Annotated in this window: 21 protein-coding genes; 9 read left to right on the top strand and 12 right to left on the bottom strand. The window is 44.3% G+C overall.

Annotated features, from left to right (window positions below; all coding sequences use genetic code 11):
* Window positions 1-20 precede the first annotated feature (20 nt).
* On the bottom strand, window positions 21-473 hold the full coding sequence (locus DR864_RS25865; protein WP_114069682.1) for a lipocalin family protein: 453 nt from the start codon (window positions 471-473) through the stop codon (window positions 21-23).
* 139 nt (window positions 474-612) lie between these two features.
* On the opposite strand from DR864_RS25865, the gene DR864_RS25860 reads away from it, so the two are divergent.
* Window positions 613-1,293: a DUF4230 domain-containing protein gene (locus DR864_RS25860; RefSeq protein WP_114069681.1), complete on the top strand. Its 681-nt coding sequence runs from the start codon at window positions 613-615 to the stop codon at window positions 1,291-1,293.
* Window positions 1,294-1,308: 15 nt separating this feature from the next.
* Here the strand turns inward: DR864_RS25860 and holA are convergent, their stop codons facing one another.
* Together holA and DR864_RS25850 are read right to left on the bottom strand one after the other, a co-directional pair.
* A complete protein-coding gene (holA, locus tag DR864_RS25855) occupies window positions 1,309-2,331 on the bottom strand; it encodes a DNA polymerase III subunit delta (RefSeq protein ID WP_114070478.1) in 1,023 nt (340 codons plus the stop codon).
* Between the two features lie 89 nt (window positions 2,332-2,420).
* Window positions 2,421-3,719: a type IX secretion system plug protein gene (locus tag DR864_RS25850; RefSeq protein ID WP_114069680.1), complete on the bottom strand. Its 1,299-nt coding sequence runs from the start codon at window positions 3,717-3,719 to the stop codon at window positions 2,421-2,423.
* A 97-nt stretch (window positions 3,720-3,816) separates the two neighbouring features.
* Between DR864_RS25850 and DR864_RS25845 the strand changes: the two genes are divergently transcribed.
* From DR864_RS25845 to DR864_RS25830, 4 genes are all read left to right on the top strand, one after another.
* The gene (locus DR864_RS25845; RefSeq protein ID WP_114069679.1) at window positions 3,817-4,842 is read left to right on the top strand and encodes a S66 peptidase family protein; all 1,026 of its coding nucleotides are present in this window, start codon (window positions 3,817-3,819) and stop codon (window positions 4,840-4,842) included.
* Between the two features lie 81 nt (window positions 4,843-4,923).
* Window positions 4,924-5,907, top strand: coding sequence for a gliding motility protein GldB-related protein (locus DR864_RS25840; RefSeq protein WP_114069678.1), 984 nt, complete (start codon window positions 4,924-4,926; stop codon window positions 5,905-5,907).
* 98 nt (window positions 5,908-6,005) lie between these two features.
* Window positions 6,006-7,814, top strand: a complete 1,809-nt coding sequence (locus DR864_RS25835; protein WP_114069677.1) for an ABC transporter ATP-binding protein — start codon at window positions 6,006-6,008, stop codon at window positions 7,812-7,814.
* Window positions 7,815-7,916: 102 nt separating this feature from the next.
* The gene (locus tag DR864_RS25830) at window positions 7,917-8,255 is read left to right on the top strand and encodes a phage holin family protein (protein WP_114069676.1); all 339 of its coding nucleotides are present in this window, start codon (window positions 7,917-7,919) and stop codon (window positions 8,253-8,255) included.
* A 198-nt stretch (window positions 8,256-8,453) separates the two neighbouring features.
* Here DR864_RS25830 and DR864_RS25825 read toward each other — a convergent pair whose 3' ends face one another.
* From DR864_RS25825 to DR864_RS25790, 8 genes are all read right to left on the bottom strand, one after another.
* Entirely contained in the window at window positions 8,454-8,951 is a 498-nt protein-coding gene (locus DR864_RS25825) for an Imm26 family immunity protein (RefSeq protein WP_162794135.1), read from the bottom strand.
* 1,255 nt (window positions 8,952-10,206) lie between these two features.
* Window positions 10,207-12,078: an asparagine synthase-related protein gene (locus DR864_RS25815; protein WP_114069673.1), complete on the bottom strand. Its 1,872-nt coding sequence runs from the start codon at window positions 12,076-12,078 to the stop codon at window positions 10,207-10,209.
* Window positions 12,079-14,076 carry a YcaO-like family protein gene (locus DR864_RS25810; RefSeq protein ID WP_114069672.1) on the bottom strand — a complete coding sequence of 666 codons (1,998 nt, stop codon included), beginning with the start codon at window positions 14,074-14,076 and terminating at the stop codon, window positions 12,079-12,081. It abuts the gene before it with no gap.
* Complete coding sequence (locus DR864_RS30095; RefSeq protein ID WP_205319162.1) at window positions 14,076-14,213, bottom strand: hypothetical protein; 138 nt, start codon at window positions 14,211-14,213, stop codon at window positions 14,076-14,078. The genes DR864_RS25810 and DR864_RS30095 overlap by 1 nt, the downstream gene beginning before the upstream one ends.
* 253 nt (window positions 14,214-14,466) lie before the next feature.
* Window positions 14,467-15,069 carry a hypothetical protein gene (locus DR864_RS25805; protein ID WP_162794133.1) on the bottom strand — a complete coding sequence of 201 codons (603 nt, stop codon included), beginning with the start codon at window positions 15,067-15,069 and terminating at the stop codon, window positions 14,467-14,469.
* A 323-nt stretch (window positions 15,070-15,392) separates the two neighbouring features.
* Window positions 15,393-15,929 carry a DinB family protein gene (locus DR864_RS25800; protein WP_114069670.1) on the bottom strand — a complete coding sequence of 179 codons (537 nt, stop codon included), beginning with the start codon at window positions 15,927-15,929 and terminating at the stop codon, window positions 15,393-15,395.
* Window positions 15,930-15,934: 5 nt separating this feature from the next.
* Window positions 15,935-16,843 (bottom strand): alpha/beta hydrolase family protein, encoded by a 909-nt coding sequence (locus DR864_RS25795; protein ID WP_162794131.1) that lies wholly within the window; start codon window positions 16,841-16,843, stop codon window positions 15,935-15,937.
* Between the two features lie 13 nt (window positions 16,844-16,856).
* Window positions 16,857-17,438, bottom strand: a complete 582-nt coding sequence (locus DR864_RS25790) for a TetR/AcrR family transcriptional regulator (RefSeq protein WP_114069668.1) — start codon at window positions 17,436-17,438, stop codon at window positions 16,857-16,859.
* Between the two features lie 160 nt (window positions 17,439-17,598).
* Here DR864_RS25790 and DR864_RS25785 point away from each other — a divergent pair, with 160 nt between their 5' ends.
* Window positions 17,599-18,915: a metal-dependent hydrolase family protein gene (locus tag DR864_RS25785; protein ID WP_114069667.1), complete on the top strand. Its 1,317-nt coding sequence runs from the start codon at window positions 17,599-17,601 to the stop codon at window positions 18,913-18,915.
* A gap of 188 nt (window positions 18,916-19,103) precedes the next feature.
* Window positions 19,104-20,390 (top strand): citrate synthase, encoded by a 1,287-nt coding sequence (locus DR864_RS25780; RefSeq protein WP_114069666.1) that lies wholly within the window; start codon window positions 19,104-19,106, stop codon window positions 20,388-20,390.
* 88 nt (window positions 20,391-20,478) lie between these two features.
* On the opposite strand, the gene DR864_RS25775 is transcribed toward DR864_RS25780, so the two are convergent.
* Window positions 20,479-21,822: an amidohydrolase gene (locus DR864_RS25775; RefSeq protein ID WP_114069665.1), complete on the bottom strand. Its 1,344-nt coding sequence runs from the start codon at window positions 21,820-21,822 to the stop codon at window positions 20,479-20,481.
* 93 nt (window positions 21,823-21,915) lie between these two features.
* Between DR864_RS25775 and hisB the strand changes: the two genes are divergently transcribed.
* Window positions 21,916-23,037 (top strand): bifunctional histidinol-phosphatase/imidazoleglycerol-phosphate dehydratase HisB, encoded by a 1,122-nt coding sequence (gene hisB, locus DR864_RS25770; protein ID WP_114069664.1) that lies wholly within the window; start codon window positions 21,916-21,918, stop codon window positions 23,035-23,037.
* Between the two features lie 343 nt (window positions 23,038-23,380).
* Window positions 23,381-23,761, top strand: coding sequence for a DUF3127 domain-containing protein (locus tag DR864_RS25765; protein WP_114069663.1), 381 nt, complete (start codon window positions 23,381-23,383; stop codon window positions 23,759-23,761).
* The last annotated feature ends 40 nt before the right edge of the window (window positions 23,762-23,801 follow it).

Genomic DNA, 23,801 nt, shown 5'->3' with positions numbered 1-23,801 from the left:
AAGAATCGCTTGTTAAAGAGCTAGACTTTCTTAAAAGTACGTTCGATGGTTTCCCCAAAAAGCGTTTTTATCGAAAGCCGCAGCGTAGTATTGTTGAGTTCAAGAATTTTAAAACGTTGCTCATTATTGATAATCAGCTCCGTTTCATCCGTATTAAATGACCAGGTTCCTTTTTCATAGGTCTGCGGGTCTTGTGAGTAACATTTGGTGTCGCCCTCGTTGACCTCATAAGTCTTGTCGGTACGATAAACCGTATGGTCATCACGGCTGCAAACAAGCGATTGATTAAAGACTTCCTTTCCGTCAATTTTAGACGATGTCATCACCCACGTCTTCAGCGATTTTCCCGCCAAAAGTTCAGTTTTGGTAACGCCAGGGGCGGGAGTTGGGTCTTCTTCGTTACTTGTTTTAGAGCATTGCGTCAAACCAAACACAACGCTCAACATCAGTACCCATGTATAAATCTTTTTCATAAGAATCAGGCCGAAATATTATTTTCAAAATAACGCTTTTATTTTCAATCAAGCAATGATTCTGCCAAAGTAACTGCACAATGCAGACAACATTCTATTGGTCATAAATTTTCCCTAACTTTCGCAAAATCCGACAATTATGGGCTTTTCTTCACTTATTTTTTTCATTATTACCTTAGTATTGGGCGGGAGTTTAGGGTTTGGCATCTTTTATGTGCTGACCCAAAAACAAAACGCTAACAAGCAGTTGGTGCAATCTTCCACCATTCTCCTCGAACGCATCGAAAAAGTCTTCAAAGTGGTGATGGCGGAGGGGTATTTTACCGAAATCTTTGATTACAAAGATGATAAGACCTATTGGTACCTCTTCAAAAATTCCAAAAAAGCACTGGTCATTGCCAAAGCAAAGGTGTTGGTAGGTTTTGATTTTGCCAAAATGCGCTACCGCATCGACGAAAAAACCAACAAAATGGTCGTAGAATACTTTCCTGACCCAGAAGTTTTGTCGATTGATACCGACTACAAATTTTATGACATTGAAAATGGCCTCTGGAATCGCTTCAATCAGGAAGATTATACCAATCTGCTCGTGGATGCCAAACAAGCCATGAACGAAAAGGCCCTCACCAGCGACCTGCCGCGCATTGCCAACAACCAAGTCCAGTTTATGATGTACCAATTGGCGGCTTCAATGGGCTGGAACGTCGATATGCAACTCCCTCCTACTAACCAGCAGAAGCTCGAAGAGTTTAAAATCTACGAAGAAGTCAAAGCCGAAGTGAAGGAATTGGGAGAAGGAGAGGCGGGGAAAGAAATGTAAAACCACAAAACTTTCTCAATGCAATATTCTGAAAATCAACTCTTTCAAAACAGCTTCTTCGTTTACGCTTCCTACTTCAATGCCTTTGGAGGCGTTGTCGGCGCGACGAATGGCCTTGATGACATTTACCACATGGCCTAACGAATACTGACGGGCGGCCGAAAGATAATCTTTGACAAAAAAAGGATTAACGCCCAGCACCGACGCCAGATTTCCTTCCGATTTATCGGGCGTTCCGTGAACGACCAGAACCTTACTAAAAAAGTTATAAAGTATAATTAATACCTGCGGCAAAGGATTATCTTTGGTATTGGCCGCCAGGTAGTTAGCGATTCGGTTGGATTTCAGAATATCCCGTTGCGTAAGCGCTTTTTGGAGCTCAAATACATTGTATTCTTTGCTTATGCCGACGTATTTCTCCACAATTGCCGCCGTGATTTCTTCACTGGCGGTGAGATTAAGCAGGATTTTATCAATCTCGCTCGTGATGCGTTTGAGGTCGTTGCCGATATTTTCGACCAGCATTTGAATGGCTTTGATGCTAATCTTAGTCCCTAAACTTCGGGCGTACTCCCCTACCCAATCGGGCAGTTTGTTGTCGTACATTTTCTTGCTTTGAATCATCGCTCCGTGTCTTTCAAAGACTTTGGGCAGCGATTTGCGCATGTCAAAGTTTCCTTGAAAACACAGCACCAAAATCGTGGAAGCGGGAGGGCGCGAGGCGTAGTCTTCCAAAAAAGCCGTTTTCTCTTTTGAGTCAAAACCGCTGATTTGCTGCGCTTCTTTGACCAATACCAATTGCCGCTCGGCCATAAAAGGAAACCGACGCGCGTAGTTGAGAATGGTGCCGATGTCGGTCTCTTTGCCAAACAACACAAACTGATTAAAACCTTTTTCAGCTTCGGGAACCGCTACTTTTTCGATAGCATCCGCCAGTAAATCAATATAATAGGGCTCGTCGCCGTGAATAAAATACAGCGGTTGTAGCTTTTTTTGACGAATATCTTTGAGGGCTTGCTCGGGCGTAAAAGTGGGCATTTTTTGGGAAAACCAAAAGGCAAAAAGTGTAAAAGCAAAAGTATATGGCGCAAAAATCGGGATTTGAGGCGCAGAAATCAACAATTACTTTATCTTCTTCCAAATTCTACGAGTCGGTAGCCCACCAACTGATCGGCGCGGGCAGCGGGCGGACGGTGATACACGAAGATTTCGTAGTCATTGGCGGTATTGGAAAAACTACCTTCAAAAGAAGTCTCGTCAACGCGTCCGTCGTTCAAAACTGCGTAATAGCAATAGTTGGCTACGCCCTGCTTGATATAAATACTGGCTTCGTAAGCGTTACGCTCAGTGTTATAGGTCATACGGTTGGCATCTTCGCGCTGCCAAAGATTGAATGCTCCACCTACGTAGACTTGCGCATTGGGGTACGGCGAACTTTGGAGCGTAAACACCACATTGATATAATCGGCTTCGTTGGTACTGTTGGCGGCATCCTGGTTTAGCACAATGTATTGTCCGTTTAAATCCTGTGCCTGAAAACTCGCCCCACCGCCCAAACGTGAAACATCAGGCCGTAAATGCGCAATGGTCTGGTCTGGAAGCTGTTGTACATCACTCACACTCATACCCGACGCCCTCGAAAGGCGCGTATCAAACCACCGAAATTCATTGCCCGCCAACAGATTATTGGACAAATCAAAGGGGCGATATTCCAACCGCTGGTCAAAAATCCGCACGTTGGTAGGGCGCAGTTTGGTAATAACCTTGTCCCAACGGAAGTTTTGACGAATCACGATCTTCAAATCTTCGGCGGGCGACAAAATTTCGTAGCCTCGATATTCTAGGTCAAAATCAACCTGCTGATGGGTGCGCTGCTCGGCAATGCCCGTCGACAGTCGTACTTGCGGAAATACATTCACGCGGGGTTGATACATCATAAATCGGCGCGTCAGCACCAACTTGGCAGGGCGAACATCTTCATAGACTGCGAGGACATAATTGCCCGACAATTTCAGTTTTGGCACCTCCAAGGTGTAATGAAAATAAGGGATTTTGGTGTTGAACGATGACTGATAATTGTTGATGGCGTAATCGTTGTATTCATAAGTAAACTCAATATCGTTCAAGTTGGAGGGCGTCCAATCGGCATTGCAGTGAAAAATTTTGTACCGAAACGAACGAAAACGGGCCGTTAAGTCATCAAATTCGGCAATGAGCGGCGCACCCGCGTCCAAACTGATGACGGGCGGGTAGGTAGTCCGCGCGGGGTCTTGCAGTTGGTTGGGCGCTGGATAAATGCCAACGGTTTTGATGTTGGTTTCGTACGTTTTGTCTTCGTACCGAATCGCGGGGAACTTTTGGGCCAACAGTCCCGCTGAACCACTCAACACCATGAACAGCAAAAACAAACTCCGTAGGGTTATCATATAATCATCATCATTTATGGCTTAAAACTAACGTATGCCGAGCACATTTTATGTTGGCAATTATTTATATTAGCAAAAAATGTAAAAACGACTTTTCATGCATCGCCGAAATTTCCTGCACACGCTTGCCGCCACTGCCGCCGTTTCCACCCCTTCTTTTTCAAAAAACAAGCCAACCATCAAACCTCCGCGCCTCAAACCTGGTGACACCGTTGGGTTGGTTTGTCCTGCCGCTCCCGCCTACAGCAAACAAACCGTTCAGGTACTCATAGAATCCATGCAGGGACTGGGCTTTAAGGTTAAATTAGGCAAGCGAATGTGGGAGCGCTACGGCTATTTGGGTGGCAAAGACGCCGACCGTGCCGCCGATTTAAATGATTTCTTTGCCGACTCTTCGGTGCAGGGAATCGTGTGCGTTCACGGCGGATGGGGCTGCGCGCGGCTTCTGCCGTTGTTGGATTATGATACCATTCGTAAAAACCCCAAAGTAATTATCGGATATTCAGACATAACCGCCTTGTTGTTAGGAATTTACAGCCAAACAGGTTTGATTACATTTCACGGTCCTGAAGGTGCAGCAAGCTGGAATGAGTTTACGGTGGGTTACTTCCGAAAAGTATTGACGGACGCTGAAGCGGTGTTTTACGAAAATCCGAAAATAGTGGGCGATAATCTCACGCAAGTAGCCGACCGCATTTCTACTATTGGTTCGGGCAAAGCGCGGGGCAAACTTTTGGGCGGTAATCTGACCGTCTTGAGTCATTTACTGGGCTCGCCTTACGTACCCGACTGGAAAGGTTCGCTCTTTTTTTGTGAAGACGTCGACGAAGCACCTTACCGCATGGATCGCATGATAACACAGGTAAAACTATGCGGTATTTTGGACGAAATCAACGGGTTTATTTTCGGTAAATGTACCGACTGCGAGCCTGGTAACGGCAGCTACGGCTCACTCACCCTCGAAGACCTTTGGAACGACCACATTCGTCCCCTCAACAAACCCGCGTATTCGGGAGCGATGATTGGGCACATCCGTCAAAAATTCACCATTCCCGTAGGCATCGAAGCCGAAATGGACGCCGATGCTGGCACGATTCGCTTTTTGGAGAGTGCAGTGTTGTAAGGGAGGTTATCCATTAAAAATCGGTTAACCACAAACTTTTAGCAATATTTCTGCGTTTCAAGTAGGTCATTGCCTCCTTTCATGAAATCAATTTTTTTTTCTATTCTCGCTTCGGCGGCACTTTTTATGGCCTCGTCAGGCTGTGATACCCCGCCCAAAGAAATCCCCGTTACCGTTCGTCGTTTAGAAAACGAGCTTTTTGCGGCCAAAAATCCCGACGAAATTGCGGGATTGCTCAAAAAAAACCCTTACCTAAGGGCGTATTTTGGGCTAGACAAAAGCATCCCTGACTCCCTCATTGTCAATCAATTGTATGCCAATATCACCAATCCTGATTTGCAGAAATTCAACAAAGACCTGCAAACACAATTTGGGGATTTAGCACCCATAAAAACGCAACTGCAACAGGCGTTCGGTGAGATTCAAGCCAATTTCCCCGATTTTAAAGCCCCGCAAATAGTCACCACCGTAACGGGTTTTATGGGCAGTGATTTGTACGTTTCCGACAGCGTGATTGTCATCGGACTAGATTATTTCGGCGGGCCCAAAGCCAAGTACCGACCCCAACTATTTGATTATCAACTCCGTCGCTATCAACAGGAATACATTGTGCCTGCCGTTTTGTTTTTCATTTCTGAGAAATACAACAAAGTGCCCGACAACGACCAAACGCTGCTGGCCGACATGATGTGGTACGGCAAAGGCTTCGAGTTTGTCAAGCACGTAGCCCCCGAAACGCCCGACAGCCTCATTATCGGCTATTCGCAGGAGCAGCTCGAAGATGTATACGCTTCACAAGAAGACATTTGGGCGTATTTTTTGGACCGAAAGCTGTTGTACCAAACCCGCGATGCCGAAAAAGACCGATTCATCAGCGAACGTCCCGCCACGCCTGAGATAAGTCAATACTGCCCTGGCGGAATCGGTCGTTGGGTAGGTTGGCGCATTATCAATCGGTATTTGACCGAAAATCCATCCACCAAACTCTCTGATTTAATGGCCAATACCAATGTTAGGCAGTTGTTGGAGCAATCAAAATACAAGGGGCAAAAAGAAGAAGAGTAACTTTGGGGTTCCATTTGGACTCGAACCAAGCACAAGGACTAAAACATTCAATACATTACTTGAACACAAGTAGTTAAAGCATAAAATTAACCCACAAAATGGCAAAAGGAAGAGGAACGGGCGTAGAATTGTCGCCCGAAGATAAAAAACGCAAACTCAATAAAGAAGGTCTGTCGAAAGCCCTCAAGATATTTCGGTTTATTTTACCCTATAAAAATACGTTTCTAGTAGGAATCCTTTTCCTACTTCTCTCACTGACGACCAACCTTATTTTCCCCAAATTGATTGGCGAAATCGTGGCGGTGATTGAAGGAAAATCCTCCTATGAACTCAATCAGGTGGTTCTTTTTCTGATTGGTATTCTGGTGCTACAATCGCTCTTTTCGTTTGGGCGTATTTACTTTTTCTCCATCGTGAGCGAGAAAGGCATGGCAGATATTCGGCGTACTTTATACGGCAAAATCGTGTCGTTGCCCATTCCTTTTTTTGAACAACGCCGCGTGGGCGAACTCATGAGCCGCATCACGTCCGATGTGCAGGCGTTGCAAGATGTGCTGTCATTTACGTTGGCCGAATTGTTTCGTTCTTTGGCCACGGTGGTGGTTGGTATCGTGATTATCTGCTTTATTTCGTGGAAACTGACCATTTTTATGTTGGCTACGTTTCCTGTGGCTATCGTAGTCGCCATGATTTTTGGGCGCTACATCCGCAAACTCTCCAAGAAAGCCCAAGACGAACTGGCCAACGCCAACGTCGTGGTGGAAGAAACGCTCCAATCCGTAACAATCGTGAAGGCTTTTACGAATGAATTTCTCGAAATCAACCGCTATGGCGACGCGCTTTCTCGCGTTATTACGGCCTCGTTAAAAGCGGCCCGTTTTCGCGGCGGATTCGTTTCATTCATCATTTTTGCGCTTTTTGGCGGCATCGTCGGGGTGGTATGGTACGGTGCTACGCTGGTGCAAAGCGGCGAAATGCCCTTTTCTGAATTGATGACCTTCATCTTCTACACCATGTTTATCGGGGGTTCTATTGGCGGTTTGGGCGATATGTACGCCCAGATTCAGAAAACCTTGGGGGCTTCGGAGCGGTTGCTGGAAATTTTGGACGAAAAATCAGAAGTGGATGTACACCAACAAGTACAACCGATTACGGTAAACGGCAATATCGCTTTTGATAATGTCCAATTTGCCTACCCTACCCGACCCGATATGCAGGTATTGAAAGGCGTTTCGCTCCACGTACCTGCCGGTCAGAAAATAGCTTTGGTGGGTTATAGCGGCGCTGGAAAATCAACCATTGTGCAACTTTTGATGCGTTATCATACCCCGTTGGGCGGCAAAATCTCGGTAGACGGACAGGATATTCAGACCTTTGATATTACGGCTTACCGCCAAAACATCGCCGTGGTGCCCCAGGAAGTCATTTTGTTTGGCGGCACCATCCGCGAAAACATCGCTTACGGAAAGCCCAACGCTACCCACGAAGAGATTCGGGAAGCCGCCCGCAAAGCCAACGCCCTCGATTTTATTGAATCTTTTCCCGACCAATTGGAAACGGTCGTGGGCGAACGCGGCATCAAACTTTCAGGCGGTCAGCGTCAGCGGATTGCCATTGCGCGGGCCATTTTGAAAGACCCCAAAATCTTGATTCTCGACGAAGCCACTAGTTCGTTGGATGCCGAATCGGAAAAATTGGTACAAGATGCCCTCGACCGTTTGATGCAGAATCGCACCACCATCATCATCGCTCACCGACTGGCAACCGTCCGCAATGTCGATTGCATTTATGTCATCAAGGAAGGCACCATTTTTGAGTCTGGCACCCACGAAGAACTGGCCATGAACGAAAACGGCCTGTATGCGGGCCTGATTAAGTTACAATTTGAATTGGTCGATGGTGTTTAGTGGAAATACCCGACACTTGTCCATTGGATTTTCGGGAGTATTTCTAATTTTACAACCGAAAATCTTTCCTTATTCATTTTCAAACCAAACCTTTCTTCTTTTATGATAAATCTGATTGTACGCCTCATTGTAAGCACTATTGTGGTGATAGCCGCCAGCCGCGTGCTCCAGGGCTTTTATGTTGACACCACCCAAACCGCCATTATGGTTGCCATCGTGATGGGACTGCTCAATACGTTTATAAAACCGATATTGCTCTTTTTCTCGTTGCCCATCACCATTCTAACCCTTGGTTTGTTTTATTTCGTCATCAACATCCTGATTGTTTATCTCTGCGATTATCTGGTAGATGGCTTCAGTGTTTCTAGCATTTTGGCCGCGTTATTGTTCAGCTTAGGACTGTCGTTGGCGCAAGCCATTGTTGGCATTTTTCTGGACTAAAAGCGTACGTTTAAATATAAAAAGGGCCTGATTTTCGATAAAATCAGGCCCTTTTGGCTGAAGATTTGGGGAGTTTTGAGAAGCTACTCTCCGTTATATTTCTGCCTTACTTTGAGCAGCTTTCACAATTTTGGATTGATGTAGGTTTGTAGGAAATTTATTTCTTTTTCTTAGGTAATCTTCCCACACCAGTTGATATTATAGGCTTAAAAGCCTTGTTTCTAATGCTTCAAACCCAGAGAGCCCATCCTCAAATAAATGTGAAGCCTCCTTAAATGTTATAAGCCGTTCATTCATAAATTCTAAATCATCATCATATTGAACAGCATAATAATTATTGGTAAAAAAGTCCTTTTTTTTGAACTCTGGAACAGGCCAATTGTTTGAGTCCCATTCAAGGAGCCTCCCAATAACTTTCCATCTACCCAAATCAAATCCCAAACCACTAAACTGTCTTATCAAAATTGGGGGAATTGATAATACTGTATTCAAAAAATCATTCCCTGTATTAATTTGAATTGGCCAAAAATAGCCCAATAATATCTTGCTTTTCTCCTTTCTTTTGACAATTAAGCCAGTAAAAATTTTATCACCTAAAGAAATTAAAAAAATATCTCCTTCTTTATAAACTACCTTTTTCATTATAAAATATTTTGATGCCATTGTTGGTGTTATCACCAACAACTTTTGTGCCATATCTATTTGAAAGATGCCAGTAAAAACCACCAGAAATACACATTCTTTCTTAGACTTTTGCTTGATAAAGAGCAAGATAAAGGTTATTGGTGATAACACCAACAACGGATAAAAATTGATGCCGTTGTTGGTGTTATCACCAACAACTTAAATCTATCTAAAATATACGCTGTTAGACGTTATGACATATCTATTTGAAACTTACATTTTTTTTTGATGTTAGACTTTTGTAGAAAATCGCTTCACAAAGAGTGATAAGTGGGTTGTTGGTGATAACACCAACAACGGCTAAATATCTTATAGTATTCACGGGTACGATTGTAAAGTTCCATTTTACCATTATTTTAATTTAACGTATAGCCATTTTGTTTTTTACAGACATTTTATTTATTTTCAGTCCGTAGTCTTCCAAATAGCAACAACAAACAATGATTTAAACTCTTAGAAGACTACGCCTAACAAGAAGTATTACTAAAAATAAATTTACATTAAAATTCAAATAAAAACCTACACAAATTCACCAGTTAACCACATTATAATTAGATATACTATCCAACCTATACCTAAGACTATTCCTGTAGTAAATATATATTGGCTTTCTTTTTTATTTCCATTAAGTGCTTTATTAATATATATATACATGAATAAACAAGGAGCAAAAAATAATAGACAATATAAGGCTATCCATTTATTATAATAAATATAAGCATAATAGAACTTATAGAAAAAGTACCAAAGTATTGGAAGGCATAGAAAAACCATTCCAATCGTCCAGAAACCAATTTTTGTTCTTTTCATTTTTAAAAACCTACTTATACGCCATATCTATTTGACTAAAGTTGGTAAAAACTATCGGTATATAAAACTTTTAGTTGTTAAACTCCTGTAATACCTTGCTTGACAAAGAGTGAAAGGCGGGTTGACGCCATTGTTGGTGTTATCACCAACAACTTAAAACTACCGAAAATATACCGTTTTTAGACGTTAGACTTTTGTAGTACTTGCATGATCCTGATAAAGAGTAAGAGGGACGTTGTTTGATGCCGTTGTTGGTGTTATCACCAACAACTTAAATCTATCTAAAATATTACGCTATCAAACGTTATGGCATATCTATTTGAAAATATAGAACTTTTTTGATGTTAGGCTTTTGTGTAAAATCGCCTCATAAAGAGTGAGAAGTGGGTTGTTGCGGGGCCGCCCGGGCGGTGATAACACCAACAATGGCTAAAATTTTGAGTGAAGGTAATTCTCATCAATGAGATTGCAATTGATTTTTCCACATTTGAAGAAATAGCTGTCGTTGAAATTTCCTGATTTTGTCAAAATCAAAATTTTGATGATTCATATTTTGGAGGCCTTTTTTTATCAGGGCCAATTTTTCTTTTGTGACAGCGTCTAAGTCGTTTTCCTCCATACACGCGTTGGTCATGTCCGCAAGGATGAGCCAAATGGGTTTAGCAAAAAGTACCTTCGATTGCCTCAGCCTGACTTTTTCTGGCAAAATCCCCGTCATTGCCTGTCGGAAATGATACCTCGTCATTGCTTGAGGGCTTATTCTCATTCTACCGGGCACCATCAGACTCAACTCTATGAAATCTTTGTCGAGAAAAGGATGCGCATATTCAATCCCAAAAGCCGCTCCGGCCAGATTAAGTATTTCGTTGGCATCAATGATTCCGGCACAGCAAATACGGCTGAAATGCTCCCGCATATCGCCCGTAAGCGTTTCCGGGACATAGTTTGTCAACTGCGCCGGGGCCTTCGTTTTCTTTCTAAAAATCATTTTTTTTATTACGCCAAGACCGAAAGAGGTCATTATCCGCATTAAATCAACGAATGAAACGGTTTGATGATGCACAACCGCAACAAGCAATTGCACTACCGCTGAAAGTCCGCCTTCCGCGTATTTTTTATGAAAAGCTCGTTTGACAAGATACACCCTTCTGACGCGTGTGGTTTTACGGTCACCTCCGATGGTCTCCTCAAACGCTTTGAATTTTAAGTTAAAAATAAGCGAAAAAAGATAAAATAAGCCCGTATCCACCACGGTATCGCCTTCATGCCCCGTCAGAATGGTCGCCACTCCCTTTCTTTTAAATTCTATCAGCTCCGGAAGGATTTTGGCACACATTGGTATGGTACTCAAATCCGGTCGGTCAATATGCATTTGAACCTGCTCAATGCTTACCCTGGAAACAACACTTCGTTCTATCTGATGATGATTTGGGAGGTTGTTTTGGACGACTTCCAGGGTATATTCTCTCTCATCGGCTTCTTCAACTTTGGGATAAAAATGCACAGAGAACAAGTTTTCTGTAGGTAAATATCTTTCGGCCACTTTATACACCGAGCTTGAGTCGAGCCCTCCGCTTACCTGAACACCCGTGAGCGATTGTAATCGCCTGCTTACCGCCCTTTCAAACCTTTTGCGGTATTCTTCAATGAGCAAAGATTCGGTGTTTAAATGACTGAACTGTTCAGGATCTATTTTCCAATAGAAGGTTTCTTTGGATTGATGCAAATCCATGTCTATCTCTAAAACAGTAGCGGGAAGTACCGCGAAAATATCCTTAAAAAAAGTCGTTTTAGGATAAATCCTGTGGTCGGTGGGCCATTGAAGATATTCTTCGAGCTTTTCTTCATTGGGCTCTGAAGAAACATCATCGAGCAAAAGCAGGGCTTTGGGTTCTGAGGCAAAAGCCATAAACTCTCCCTTCCGGAAGCTGTAATAAAGCGGACGTACCCCTAAATGGTCTCTGATGAGGAAAACTTTTTGCCGAATTTCATCCACAATGAAAATGGAATAATCTCCCGCCAAACAGTCGACAAAGTTGATACTTAATTTAGAGTAGGCCCTGAAAATCAGTTCATTTTCGCTCATTTTCAGGGTCGCTGCAAGCCCGATTTTTTCTAAGATTTCGGCTTGATTATCAATCCGGGCATCTGAGATGACCGAAATGCCATCCTGATAAAAAAGGGTAGCTCCCCAGCAAGTACTGAGCTGCCCTATACTGAAGACATCGTTGGTTTTGAGGGTAGCTTGCCCGCGATGAGACAAACAGCGGCTCATGCGTTCCAATTCATTGGACTTGATGCCTCCAACGATGCCAATGATGCCTTTCATTCAGAGCAGATTAAAAGTCCGGAGAGATTCTTCGGCAGGAACGTAGCCGTAGAGATCACTGACCACATCATACAATCTGCCGGGCGCAAAGCGGGTATCCAAATCCCTCATGCCGGGCACAATCGCCTTCACCACGGGCAATAAAACATCGCTTCGGGAGAGGTCTCTATAGTATATATTCAGTCCTCTTTTTCTTATTTCCGTTTCAACGATTTTTAGATCTTCGGTAAGAGCTAAGTCATTTTTTTCAAAAGACCAAACGGGTTTTTGCGGGGTATGATGATTCAATGCAGTGGCTATGTCCTGCATTTGACCGTCGTCTAAACGGGTCTTTTTCGACAAATGACGAACATATAGCTGATTGAGTTCGCCAAAAGCCTTTTCGCAGGCTTTCTCAAAACTGATGTTTGAAGCGCAGGCTAATACGTAGGTGCCGTCGAGATAGGCTGACACTACGGCGACCGTCGGGATGGAAATGTCTTGGGTAATGTCAAATACGTATATTTTTTTGCCCAATCGCCGGTGCTCCGCAAGGGCCAAACTCACTATCTCCAAATGGTCAATATACGCAAGATCAATGCCCTGGGACGGCAATCGATTGTACCACCATATTGCGTACGCATCTCTTTCAATCAGTTCATAGAGCGCATAAAGCTTTGCCATATCAAGGGTAGAACCTGCCGCAGTACCGTTTGTGATCCATTTAAAAAACGTTTCGGAGGCGGCATCTTCAGTGGGCCGTCCCTGATACAGCAGGAAAGTAGGTATGCATCGGGGCGTGTCATCGACGCTGTCCGTTACATTACTCCACGCAATCGGCGTATTTTCATCAAATTCCACTAATAATTCGTCCGAATGACTGCGGGCGTTTTCTTGGCGGTATTGCGTCGGGCTGTAAAGAAGTATCTCGTTGGGGTGAATGGCCCTGTGCTTCAAGTCGTTGTAGGCAGCAATGATATACTCATCTTCATGTTCACGAAAAACCTGTGCGTACCTTTCCAACGTCTCACAAAAAGCTTTGGCCTCGGCCTCGTCTTTGGTCAAGCCGTTGCCACTTGCCGTTGTTCTTGAAAAGAATATTTCAGCATTTATTTGATTAGACCTGAAGATCACCCCTCCAGTACTTACCCACCCTCCCAGGGGTGTTTGTTGCGATGTGAGCTTATCAACCAACCCCAATGGAGCTTCAAGGTGAAACGAAAGTTGCTCAAAAACAGCCTGAATATTAGCCGGCTTTTGGTGAGCATCAAGTATTTCGTACGTTCCTTTGGCAAATGAGCGAAAGAGCGGAGGGGATAGATAGGCGCGTTCGATGGTCAATCTTTCGTGGTCGAAAATCAAAAGGGTATTTTGGGATTCATTGGAATCAATAAAGGTGGGCAGGTAATCCAAAACCATCAACAATGAAGCCGTAGACAAACAATCGTTCAGCGAAAGAGGATGGTGGCGCAAAGTCAGCAATTGACTGAAAAAGACTCTTTTGATTCTATGAAGAAAACAGAAAAAAGCCCCCGTTTCTGAAGTATCAAAAACGGGAAACAGTTTCAATTCATTGGCAAAAGCCCAAACAACAGTAAACTGTTTGCTCTTGATTTTTGCAAATTCAACACTTTGTAAATGATGTACATCCGAAACGACAAAAACCGTCAATGCAGGCTGATCAGCGGTCATCTGAACCCTTGTTAATTCAAGCTTTGCCCTTTTCTCTCTGAGAGATGTGTCTTCGGGAAATTCGATGGCAATCGTTAAAAAAGCATTGTCAATGATAATTTTATCTTGCACAAACCCATAAAAAGCGCCCAGTATTTCGGGCAGTGAGTACGTATTTTGATAGGCTTTTCTTAACCCGTCGAGGGTGACTTCTTCACTACCGAAAAAGTCACATAAAATACGGTACTGTACAGAATTGCTGTATGTCTTTTGGGTATGACCATCATACAGTACAAAGGACTTGTTGTTGAATCCCAATAAATAAAAAGAGGAATTCCATTTCATCATCAGCAAACTGATAAACCTGTCATTCCATCGGCATCGCCACTGCCAGCGGCTGCAGTTAAATTTTTGACGTTGCCTAATTTTTTCAACTTAGGAGATTGGTACCTCTTTTTTGTGTTTAAGGTTTTGCGGTTTTTCATAACAAAATTTGAGCTTATTGGGATATTAACTGACTAAAACCGCAAAAATAGGTATATTTTCTCTTATAAACCATAAGAAGTGTACAACTTGTTTTTGATAAAAATATCTATAAATGATTTTCGAAAGAAAATAGGCAACTTTATAGGCTATAACAACAAAAAACCCGTCAGATATTCTGACGGGCTCTCGCAAAATCGAATTGTCAAGATGGAGTGGTTATAGTGATTTGTTGATGAATGACGACATTATGAGTTATTTCACATTAACGAATTGCTTGAAAGATTTATCGGCTACTACAAATTCAAAAGAGTACTCGCCGCTTGGCAAATGTCCCAAATTGAAACGTGATGCGGTAGATAAATAACCTTTGTAAACAACTTCGCCCGCACGGTCAGCAATGATTACTTCCATGTCGGCTACGTTCTTCACCACGGTCGATACTTCAAAACGGTTGATTGCAATCATTTCAACTTTAGGAGCCAACGACTCTTTGTAGCTGTTTTCGTTGATTTCAATGTTACCGTTTGAGATCGAAAGTTGCTGAGAAGACCAGAAATTGTTGTTGAAGCAATTCAAGGTATACTCACCGCTTGGCAAAGCGTTCAGGTTAAACTGAGTCGCTACGTTTTCGCCACCTTTGATCTCGCCCTCGTATATAAGTACTCCTTCTTTGTCTCTTAACTCTACATCCAAAATTCCAACGTTAGGTTGGTTGACGCGAACTTCTACTTTCTTAGCGTCGCGTTTTACGATTTTCACGTCTTTTGTGAAAAGGTGACTCTCGGCCATTGCGTTTCCTGTGCTTACAAAAAACATGGCGGCAAATATTGACAGAAGCATTGTGTTCTTTTTCATTGTTTTATTGTTTTTGTACCATCTTGTCTCACCAGCTGTGATGACTTCGTTTTGACAATGCAAAGGTGTGAGGTTTTAAATTACAAAAAAATAGGGCAAAAACCCCCTCTTGTTAAATTCATATACCCTATTTAAACCTTTTCTCAAAATAGTACAAATCTTAAAATAATACAACCAGAAAATTCAAACCTTGCTGTGTTCCGTCCAATTATTTTTTTTACAAAAACGAAAAGTTCTTTAAATAGTACAACAAAAATAGAAAAAGTACAACTATTTAAAGTCCTGTTCACTAACCAAAATGTGCAAAAACGTCATTTTGACAATTAAAATTGAGGCGCCAAGTTCACCCTGCTCACCATAATTTGGTGATGGTGGCGGATATGATAAGCCGTAAAAAGCAGCATCTCCCGAACCGTAAGCGGTCCCATCAAAGGGTGCGGAATCACGTGTTCATCCAATTCTTGCTCATCCCACTCTGAAAGGTGCGCAATGAGAGCGAGATAATCCTGCTTAAATTCACTCGCCAATGCCACGGCGTCGGGCGTGGGCGTCAGCGGTGCAAATGCCCCTGCAGCTCCTTTGCGGCCGTTCAATGCCGCATGATAAGCCCCGACAACCTCCTCGTAGGAGCGCGAATGATGAGCGCCAGGCCCCCATTTTTCCAGAAAATAGGTTTTAGGGCGACCCAAGAGGCGATTCAGTGGCTGAACCGATTGTGATAAATGCTGCACATTCTCGGCCGCCGACCAGATATTTTCGGCGGGCTTGAAATAAAAAGCCTCCGCAGGGCTGGCGTGGGCAAAAGCGACAACTTCGTTTACGCCTTCGTTCAGGAAATCAATTAAGGTAGTTTTGTTCATGGCCGTTAAAGTGTAGTTTTTTTGAATGCGGGATTATTATAGGTAAGTGTCGTGGAGACCATCGCTTCCAAATCGGCCACGACTTTGGTCCAAAATTGGGTTTTTAGTTTTCGAGAAAACAACCCGAAATGCCCAATTTGCTTCACCCCAAAATCGGCGGGCCGAATGGCTTCGGTCATGATGTCGGCTTTTCTAAAATGACGAAGCAGAGCAGGCACCGTTACAGCGTTGGCAATCGGGTCGTCGGTGGTCCAGTACGCCTTAATGGGCAAAGCAAGTTCGTTGTATGCATTATAAGGAATACTTTTGTCCAGAAAATCAAACAGATAGTTTTCGGAATTGCACCATTCGCGCCATTCCAACATCAATGCCCCTGGTAAATCTTCCATAATTTTCATTTTTTTGACAGGAACATACCCCAGAAAAGGAACCGTCAACGCGGGCAAAATATTAAAAAAGAAATACGACTTGAGGCGATAAGGAAAAGTATGACGCCACCAAGTGCCCGTCGAAGCCGTAATCATGACCATTCCTTTCAGAACGTGGTGGTTGGGCATCAAGCCCACGAGTTGCCCCCCAATGCTGTGCCCTATCATCAATTTGGGCCAGTCAGGATACCTTGTTTCCAGAAAGTCAAGCACGGCCCGCATATCAATCGCCCAGTCTTGCATGGTAATGGCGGCAAAATCATCTTTATCCGAAGGACGCGACTCTCCCATGCCACGGTATTCCCAGAGGCAAACAATGAAGCCGTTTTCGGCCAAGTAACGCGCAAAATTTGTGTAAAATCCTTTTCGCATCCCAGTTCCGATATTAAACTGCACCACGGCTTTAGGCGCACCGTGGTATTCATACAGGATGCCCGCCAGTTCAAATCCATCGGGCGTGGGGATGTTTACCGTAACCTCTTTCATCGGTTTATAGTTTTTAAGTAACGTTATTGCTTTCTGCCGCATCAAAACGAACCATGGCGCGCTCCAACACATCCTGTAAATAATGGGAGCTATCCGTCAGCTTGACCATCACCCAAGCACCTTCGTATTCGACCATGGCCTGTTCGGCCATTTGTCTAGCTTTTTTGGCGTCATATCTATATGAGTACAGGTGCGTGAGGGCGTCTAAATATTCATCAAAAAAAGTACGCATGGCGGGCCGAAATTCATCCGTAACGAGTGCCGTTTCGATGGCCATGTTTCCCATCAAACACCCGCCTTCCGTGCTTGAAGCCACGCGGATTTGCTTGGCGAGCATTTTTTCGAGGCGCTCGCGCGGCAAAAGCGTTTCATCGTAGGCAATCACAAATATTTTTGCTTTAAAATACGAATGAACGGCCCCGAGCACTTCTTTCATTAAGGCCTCTTTTCCGCTGAAATAGTGATAGAAACTTCCTTTCAACAAACCGCAAGCTTCCGCCAGATCGGCCATGCTTGTGCGGTGATAGCCCCTTTTTTTAAACAGCAAAAGCGCTTGGTTGACTACTTCTTCTTTAGTTACTTTTTGAATCGGCATCGTAAGGTATATTCGGTTTCGAAATACAAAGTTGGAGATAATTTTAGTTTTACCAAACAAACGTTTGGTAAAATATTTTCTTCAAACTTTCTTCTTCCATTTCGGTTCAGGATAACGAGTCCTTAAGTACCTTTGCTTACTTAACCCCCTCTTTACTCGCTTGAAACAATTATTCGCATTTATTGGAATCCTGTTCTTCATTCAGGGGAATGGTTTTACTCAAAAATTGTACCTGTTAAAGCCCGACCGGGTTTTTGACGGAACAGCCATCCACGAAGGTTGGCGTGTATTGGTGCAAGGCGAAAAAATCATTGCCGTTGGCGAGCCCAAAAACGTGGAGGATGCCGCCCAAAAGTTACAGACGCCAGATAAATCCGCCCCACAAATCATTGATTTGAAAGGATGCACCTTACTACCGGGCTTTATTGAAGGACATTCACATTTATTTTTACATCCCTATAATGAAACCACTTGGGACGACCAAGTGCTGAAAGAAGCGCGTTCGTTGCGCACCGCGCGGGCTACCCTACACGCCAAGCAAACGCTCATGGCGGGTTTTACCACCGTTCGGGATTTGGGCACGGAAGGGGCCGAATTTGATGATGTAGGACTTAAACAGGCCATAAATCAAGGAATCATCCCCGGTCCACGCATGGTTATTGCTACCAAAGCACTCATTGCTACTGGCAGCTACGCTCCAAAAGGGTTCAGCCCCGACATTGAAGTACCTCAAGGTGCCGAAGAAGCCGACGGCCACGACCGCCTCATCCAAGCCGTGCGTCGGCAAATCGGAAAAGGTGCCGATGTGGTCAAAATTTACGCTGATTACCGTTGGGGCTTGATGGGCGACGCCCGCCCTACTTTTTTGGTGGACGAAATAAAACTCATCGTCGAAACTGCCCGCAGCAGTGGCCGCCCCACCATCGCCCATGCGGGCAGTGCCGAAGGAATGAGGCGAGCTATTTTGGGCGGCTGCGAGACCCTCGAACACGGCGACGCGGGTACGCCTGAAATTTTTTCGCTCATGCACGAGAAAGGCGTGGCTTTGTGCCCTACCTTAGCGGCAGGCGATGCCGTCAGCCAATACCGAGGCTGGAAAAAAGGCGTTGAACCAGAGCCTGAACGCATCAAGAACAAACGGATTACTTTTAAGCAGGCACTTGACGCGGGCGTAACGATTTGCTTCGGCGGTGATGTGGGGGTATTTTCTCACGGCGACAACGCCCGCGAAATGGAAATGATGGTCGACTATGGCATGAAGCCCCTTGACGTGCTGCGCTCCGCCACTTCTATCAATGCAAACGTATTTCATTTGAGCCAATTAGGAAACATTAAAGGCAACTTTTTGGCCGATTTGGTCGCGGTAGAAGGCCGCCCAGAAGAGCGCATCAGTGACGTCAGAAAGATAAAATTTGTGATGAAAAATGGAGAAATCTTTCATAATGAACCCAATCTTAGCCCAAAGTCTGCGAAATAATAGTTGCCCCTATGGGTTAAAAACACCCTAAGTAAGTCTTTTATTTTTGAGTTGTTTAACCATCGTCTATTTCTTTTTAACAAGAAATTTTGAAATAATTACCCCATAAAGTTTCATAGAAAAAAGTTTTTTATGAAAATTGTACCTTTATCCCAAATCCATCGAATATTTTAACCTACCACCACTGTATGTCAGATAAAGCCCAACTCATAGTAGACGGAAAAACGTATGAATTTCCGACCACCCAAGGAACTGAGCAGGAAAAAGCAATTGATATTAATTCATTAAGAGATTCAACGGGCTATATTACCATTGATAGTGGATACAAAAACACCGGAGCCACCAAAAGTGCCATCACATTTTTGGACGGTGAAGAAGGCATTTTGCGCTATCGTGGCTATTCCATTGAAGAATTGGCCGAAAAAGCTACTTTTTTAGAAGTGGCTTATTTGTTGATTTACGGTGAATTGCCGACCCAATCTCAATACGAAAACTTCGAGCACGAAATCCGGACGCATACGCTGGTCAACGAAGACATGCGCAAGATTTTTGAAGGCTTTCCCGTCAATGCGCACCCCATGGGCGTTTTGTCTTCATTGGTAAGTGCCATGAGCGCCTTCTATCCTGATTCTTACGATGATAAGGCCCCCGACAGCACCGAAACGCATATCATTCGATTGATGGCAAAATTGCCAACGATTGCTACGTGGTCGTTCAAAAAATCACAAGGCCATCCTGTCAATTACCCCAAAAACGACTTGGATTACTGCTCAAACTTCCTTCATATGATGTTTGCGTTGCCAGTTGAAGAATACAAAGTAGACCCTGTGGTTTCTAAGGCGTTGAATAAATTATTGATTCTTCACGCTGACCACGAACAAAACTGCTCGACCTCGACCGTCCGTTTGGTTGGCTCGTCAAAAGCCAACATTTATTCTTCCATTTCGGCGGGTATATGTGCATTGTGGGGACCACTCCACGGCGGTGCCAACCAAGAAGTAATCGAAATGCTAGAAGACATCAAAGCCGACGGCGGCGATGTAGCCAAATACGTCGACATGGCCAAAAATGCCAAAACGAGCGGTTTCCGTTTGTTTGGTTTTGGTCACCGTGTTTATAAGAATTTTGACCCACGGGCCAAAATCATCAAAAAAGCAGCCGACGATGTACTAGCAAAATTAGGTGTCAACGATCCTGTTTTGGAAATTGCCAAAGGATTAGAGGAGGCGGCATTGCACGACGAGTACTTCGTAAGCCGTCGTTTGTATCCAAACGTTGACTTTTATTCAGGAATCATTTATCGAGCCCTCGGTATTCCTACCAATATGTTCACGGTAATGTTTGCCTTAGGTCGTCTGCCAGGCTGGATTGCACAATGGAAAGAAATGCGCGAAAACAAAGAGCCTATCGGTCGTCCGCGTCAGATTTATACGGGAGCAACATTGCGGTCTTTCGTTCCGATGAGTGAGAGATAAATCATAAACATAAGCGTAAACAAAGAAAGAGCGTCGAGGAAACCCGACGCTCTTTCTTTGTTTATAAGACCAATAAAACTACTAGAAACTATTTGCTTACTTTCTTCGCCTTAGCACTTGTGGGTACGGGTTTTGAGTTCATTTCCATGTAATCCACCACCAAATGGCTCAGGGCTTTCACACCTAAGGTAAAGCCACTTTCATCAATGTAAAAGTCAGGGGTGTGGTGAGGGGCTACGTCATAAGGGCTTTTGCCTTTGGCCATACCACCCAGAAAGAAGAAAAATCCAGGGATTTTCTTTTGGAAATAACTGAAGTCTTCCGCTCCTGTTGCCACGGGAGAGATTATCACATTTTCCTTTCCCGCCAATGCTTCCAAGGTCGGAATCATCTTGTCGGTCAGCGCAGGGTCATTGACTGTGGCAGGATAACCGATACCAATTTCTACGTCGGCTTTAGCGCCCGCGCTTTCCGCAATGTGCGTAGAGACCTCTTTGATACGACGATGAACCAACGCCTGTTGGGCGTCTCCAAACGTGCGAATCGTGCCAATCATTTCCAGAGATTCTGGAATAATGTTGTAGCGAATTCCACCGTGAATAGCACCCACGGTTACCACGGCAGGGTTTTCAGTAATATCCACATTCCGGCTTACGATGGTTTGAAGTCCCATCACAATCTGAGAAGCCGTCACGATGGGGTCAACGCCCGACCACGGCGACGCCCCGTGCGTTTGTTTGCCTTTGAGTTTAATCGTCAACTGGTCAACAGCGGCCATCGTGGCACCCGGACGGTAGCGAATCTTACCTACTTCCGTTTGCGAATTGATGTGCAACCCAAAAATAGCGTCCACTTTAGGGTTTTCCAGCGCTCCTTCTTCAATCATTCGGTTGGCACCAAAGGTTCCGCCTGTGTAAACGCCTTCTTCCGCAGGTTGAAAAATAAGTTTAACCGTACCTGCCAAATCCTTTTGCATTGACGCAAACACTTCCGCTACTCCCATCAAAATTGCGACGTGACTATCGTGGCCGCACGCGTGCATCACACCCGTTTTTTGGTTGTTGAATTCCGTCAGCACTTTCGATTTAAACGGTACATCCACCCTTTCTGTCACGGGAAGGCCATCCATATCGGCCCTTAAAGCTACTACTGGGCCAGGTTTTCCTCCTTTGAGAACCGCCACAACGCCCGTTACCGCCACTTTTTCGCGGACTTCATAGCCCAATTTACGCAGGTGTTCGGCTACAATATTGGCCGTTCTGAACTCTTGATTCCCCAATTCAGGGTGCTCGTGCAAATCGCGACGCCACGCAATGACTTTACTTTCGAGGGCATCGGCCGATTGATTAATAACGGGTTTGAGGCCGCTTTGGGCAAAGCCTGTCGAGAGGCTCAATCCCGCCACAAGGCTATACAGGATAGGTCTGTTCATGAAGTGATTAGTTGAGGTTAACAAAATTTTTAGGCAATTTATAAAATTTCGGGATGGGATGTTCGATATTCGCGGTTTAAACCATTGAGAGTAATGCAAAAACTTCTTTTTATAGACCGCGACGGAACCATCATTGAAGAACCTCCCGTCGATTTCCAAGTTGATTCATTAGAAAAGCTAGCGTTTTTACCCAAAGCGATTTCCAATCTGCGACGTTTGGCCGAGGAGACCGATTTTGGTTTTGTCATGGTCACCAATCAGGATGGCTTAGGGACAGATTCTTTTCCAGAAGACACTTTTTGGCCCGCCCAAAATAAAATGCTCCAAACACTGGAGGGCGAAGGAGTGTTGTTTCAAAAAATCCACATTGACCGCAGTTTTCCGCACGAAAATGCCCCCACGCGCAAACCCGGCACGGCACTATTGACCGAATATTTCAGTGACGCCTACGATTTGGCCAATAGCTACGTCATCGGTGACCGCCTGACGGATGTACAGTTAGCGGTAAATTTGGGCGCAAAAGCGATTTTTCTGGCCGCTGAATGGCCCAAAGATTTACCCAAAGAACTCAACGACGCCATTACACTCGTTAGCACCGATTGGGATGAAATCTACGAACACTTACGCTTACCCGCCCGCATCGCTTCGGTAGAGCGCAACACCCGCGAAACCCAAATCAAAATTGAATTAAATCTTGACGGCAACGGTCATTCAGCCATCCATACAGGCATTGGTTTTTTTGACCACATGCTCGACCAGCTCGCCAAACACTCGGGCGCAGATTTAAAAATAACAGTCGAAGGCGACCTCCACATCGACGAGCACCACACCATCGAAGATACCGCACTGGCCCTTGGCGACGCCTACCGCAAGGCCATCGGCGACAAACGCGGCATCAGTCGATACGGCTTTCTGTTGCCAATGGACGAAGCGTTGGCGCAAGTGGCCATTGATTTTTCTGGACGCCCGTGGTTGGTGTGGGATGCCGAATTTAAACGTGAAAAAATTGGAGAAATGCCAACGGAGATGTTTTATCACTTCTTCAAGTCTTTTTCCGACACGGCTCTGTGCAATCTTAACATTCAGTGCAGCGGCTCCAACGAGCACCATAAAATCGAGGCCATCTTTAAAGGATGGGCCAAAGCCATCAAAATGGCGGTAAAACGTGACTTAAAAGCGCTGGATGTATTGCCCTCTACCAAAGGCGTTTTATAATTCATAAAAAAAACGCATTATGTTTGGGGCGAAAGGCCTTACATTCTTACTTTTGTAGGGAATACAAGAAAGGTTTCACTAATTTAAATTCAACATAATGGACTTAAGAACGATTGGTACAATTATATTTTACGTTGTGTTGCTTGGAATCGCGTTTTGGGTTGGAAGTCTTTTGGAAGGCCAAGAGCGCAACTACAAGAAATTCTTCAAAGACTAGGTACAATTCGTACAAAGCTGAAAATGCTCATTGTACGTTGAAAAGAGCGAGCGATTGGAAACATCCAATGGCTCGCATTTTTTTATAAGCAACTTTAAATCGCATCGGCGTTCCGATATACTAATCATGGACATTAAAGGAAGAGTCATTCAGCTATTGGCCTTACAAACGGGTGAAGGCAAAAACGGCACGTGGAAAAAGCAGGATTTTGTGATTGAAACCGACGGGCAATATCCCAAAAAGATATGTATTTCGGCGTGGGGAGACAAAATCAATGAAAGTGCCTTGCAGGTGGGCAACGAAGTAAACGTTTCGTTTGACGTGGAAAGCCGCGAATACAACGGCCGTTGGTACACTGACGTAAAAGCGTGGAAAATTGACGCACTCGGTGCGGGCGGTTATGAGTCAGCTCCAGTTGCTTCTGGCACTGGTAGCACTTCTACCCGACCTACTACAGAACTCCCTTCTACGTTCCAAAGCGGCGACGAAGACAATTTGCCGTTCTAATCAATGATAAAAGCCTTGGCAAGTTTGTCTTTGAAATTTG

The organism is Runella rosea (genome assembly GCF_003325355.1).
GTDB classification, from domain to species: Bacteria; Bacteroidota; Bacteroidia; order Cytophagales; family Spirosomataceae; genus Runella; species Runella rosea.
Note: the sequence above shows the minus strand (reverse complement) of the source record. Positions and strands in the feature narration are given on the sequence as shown.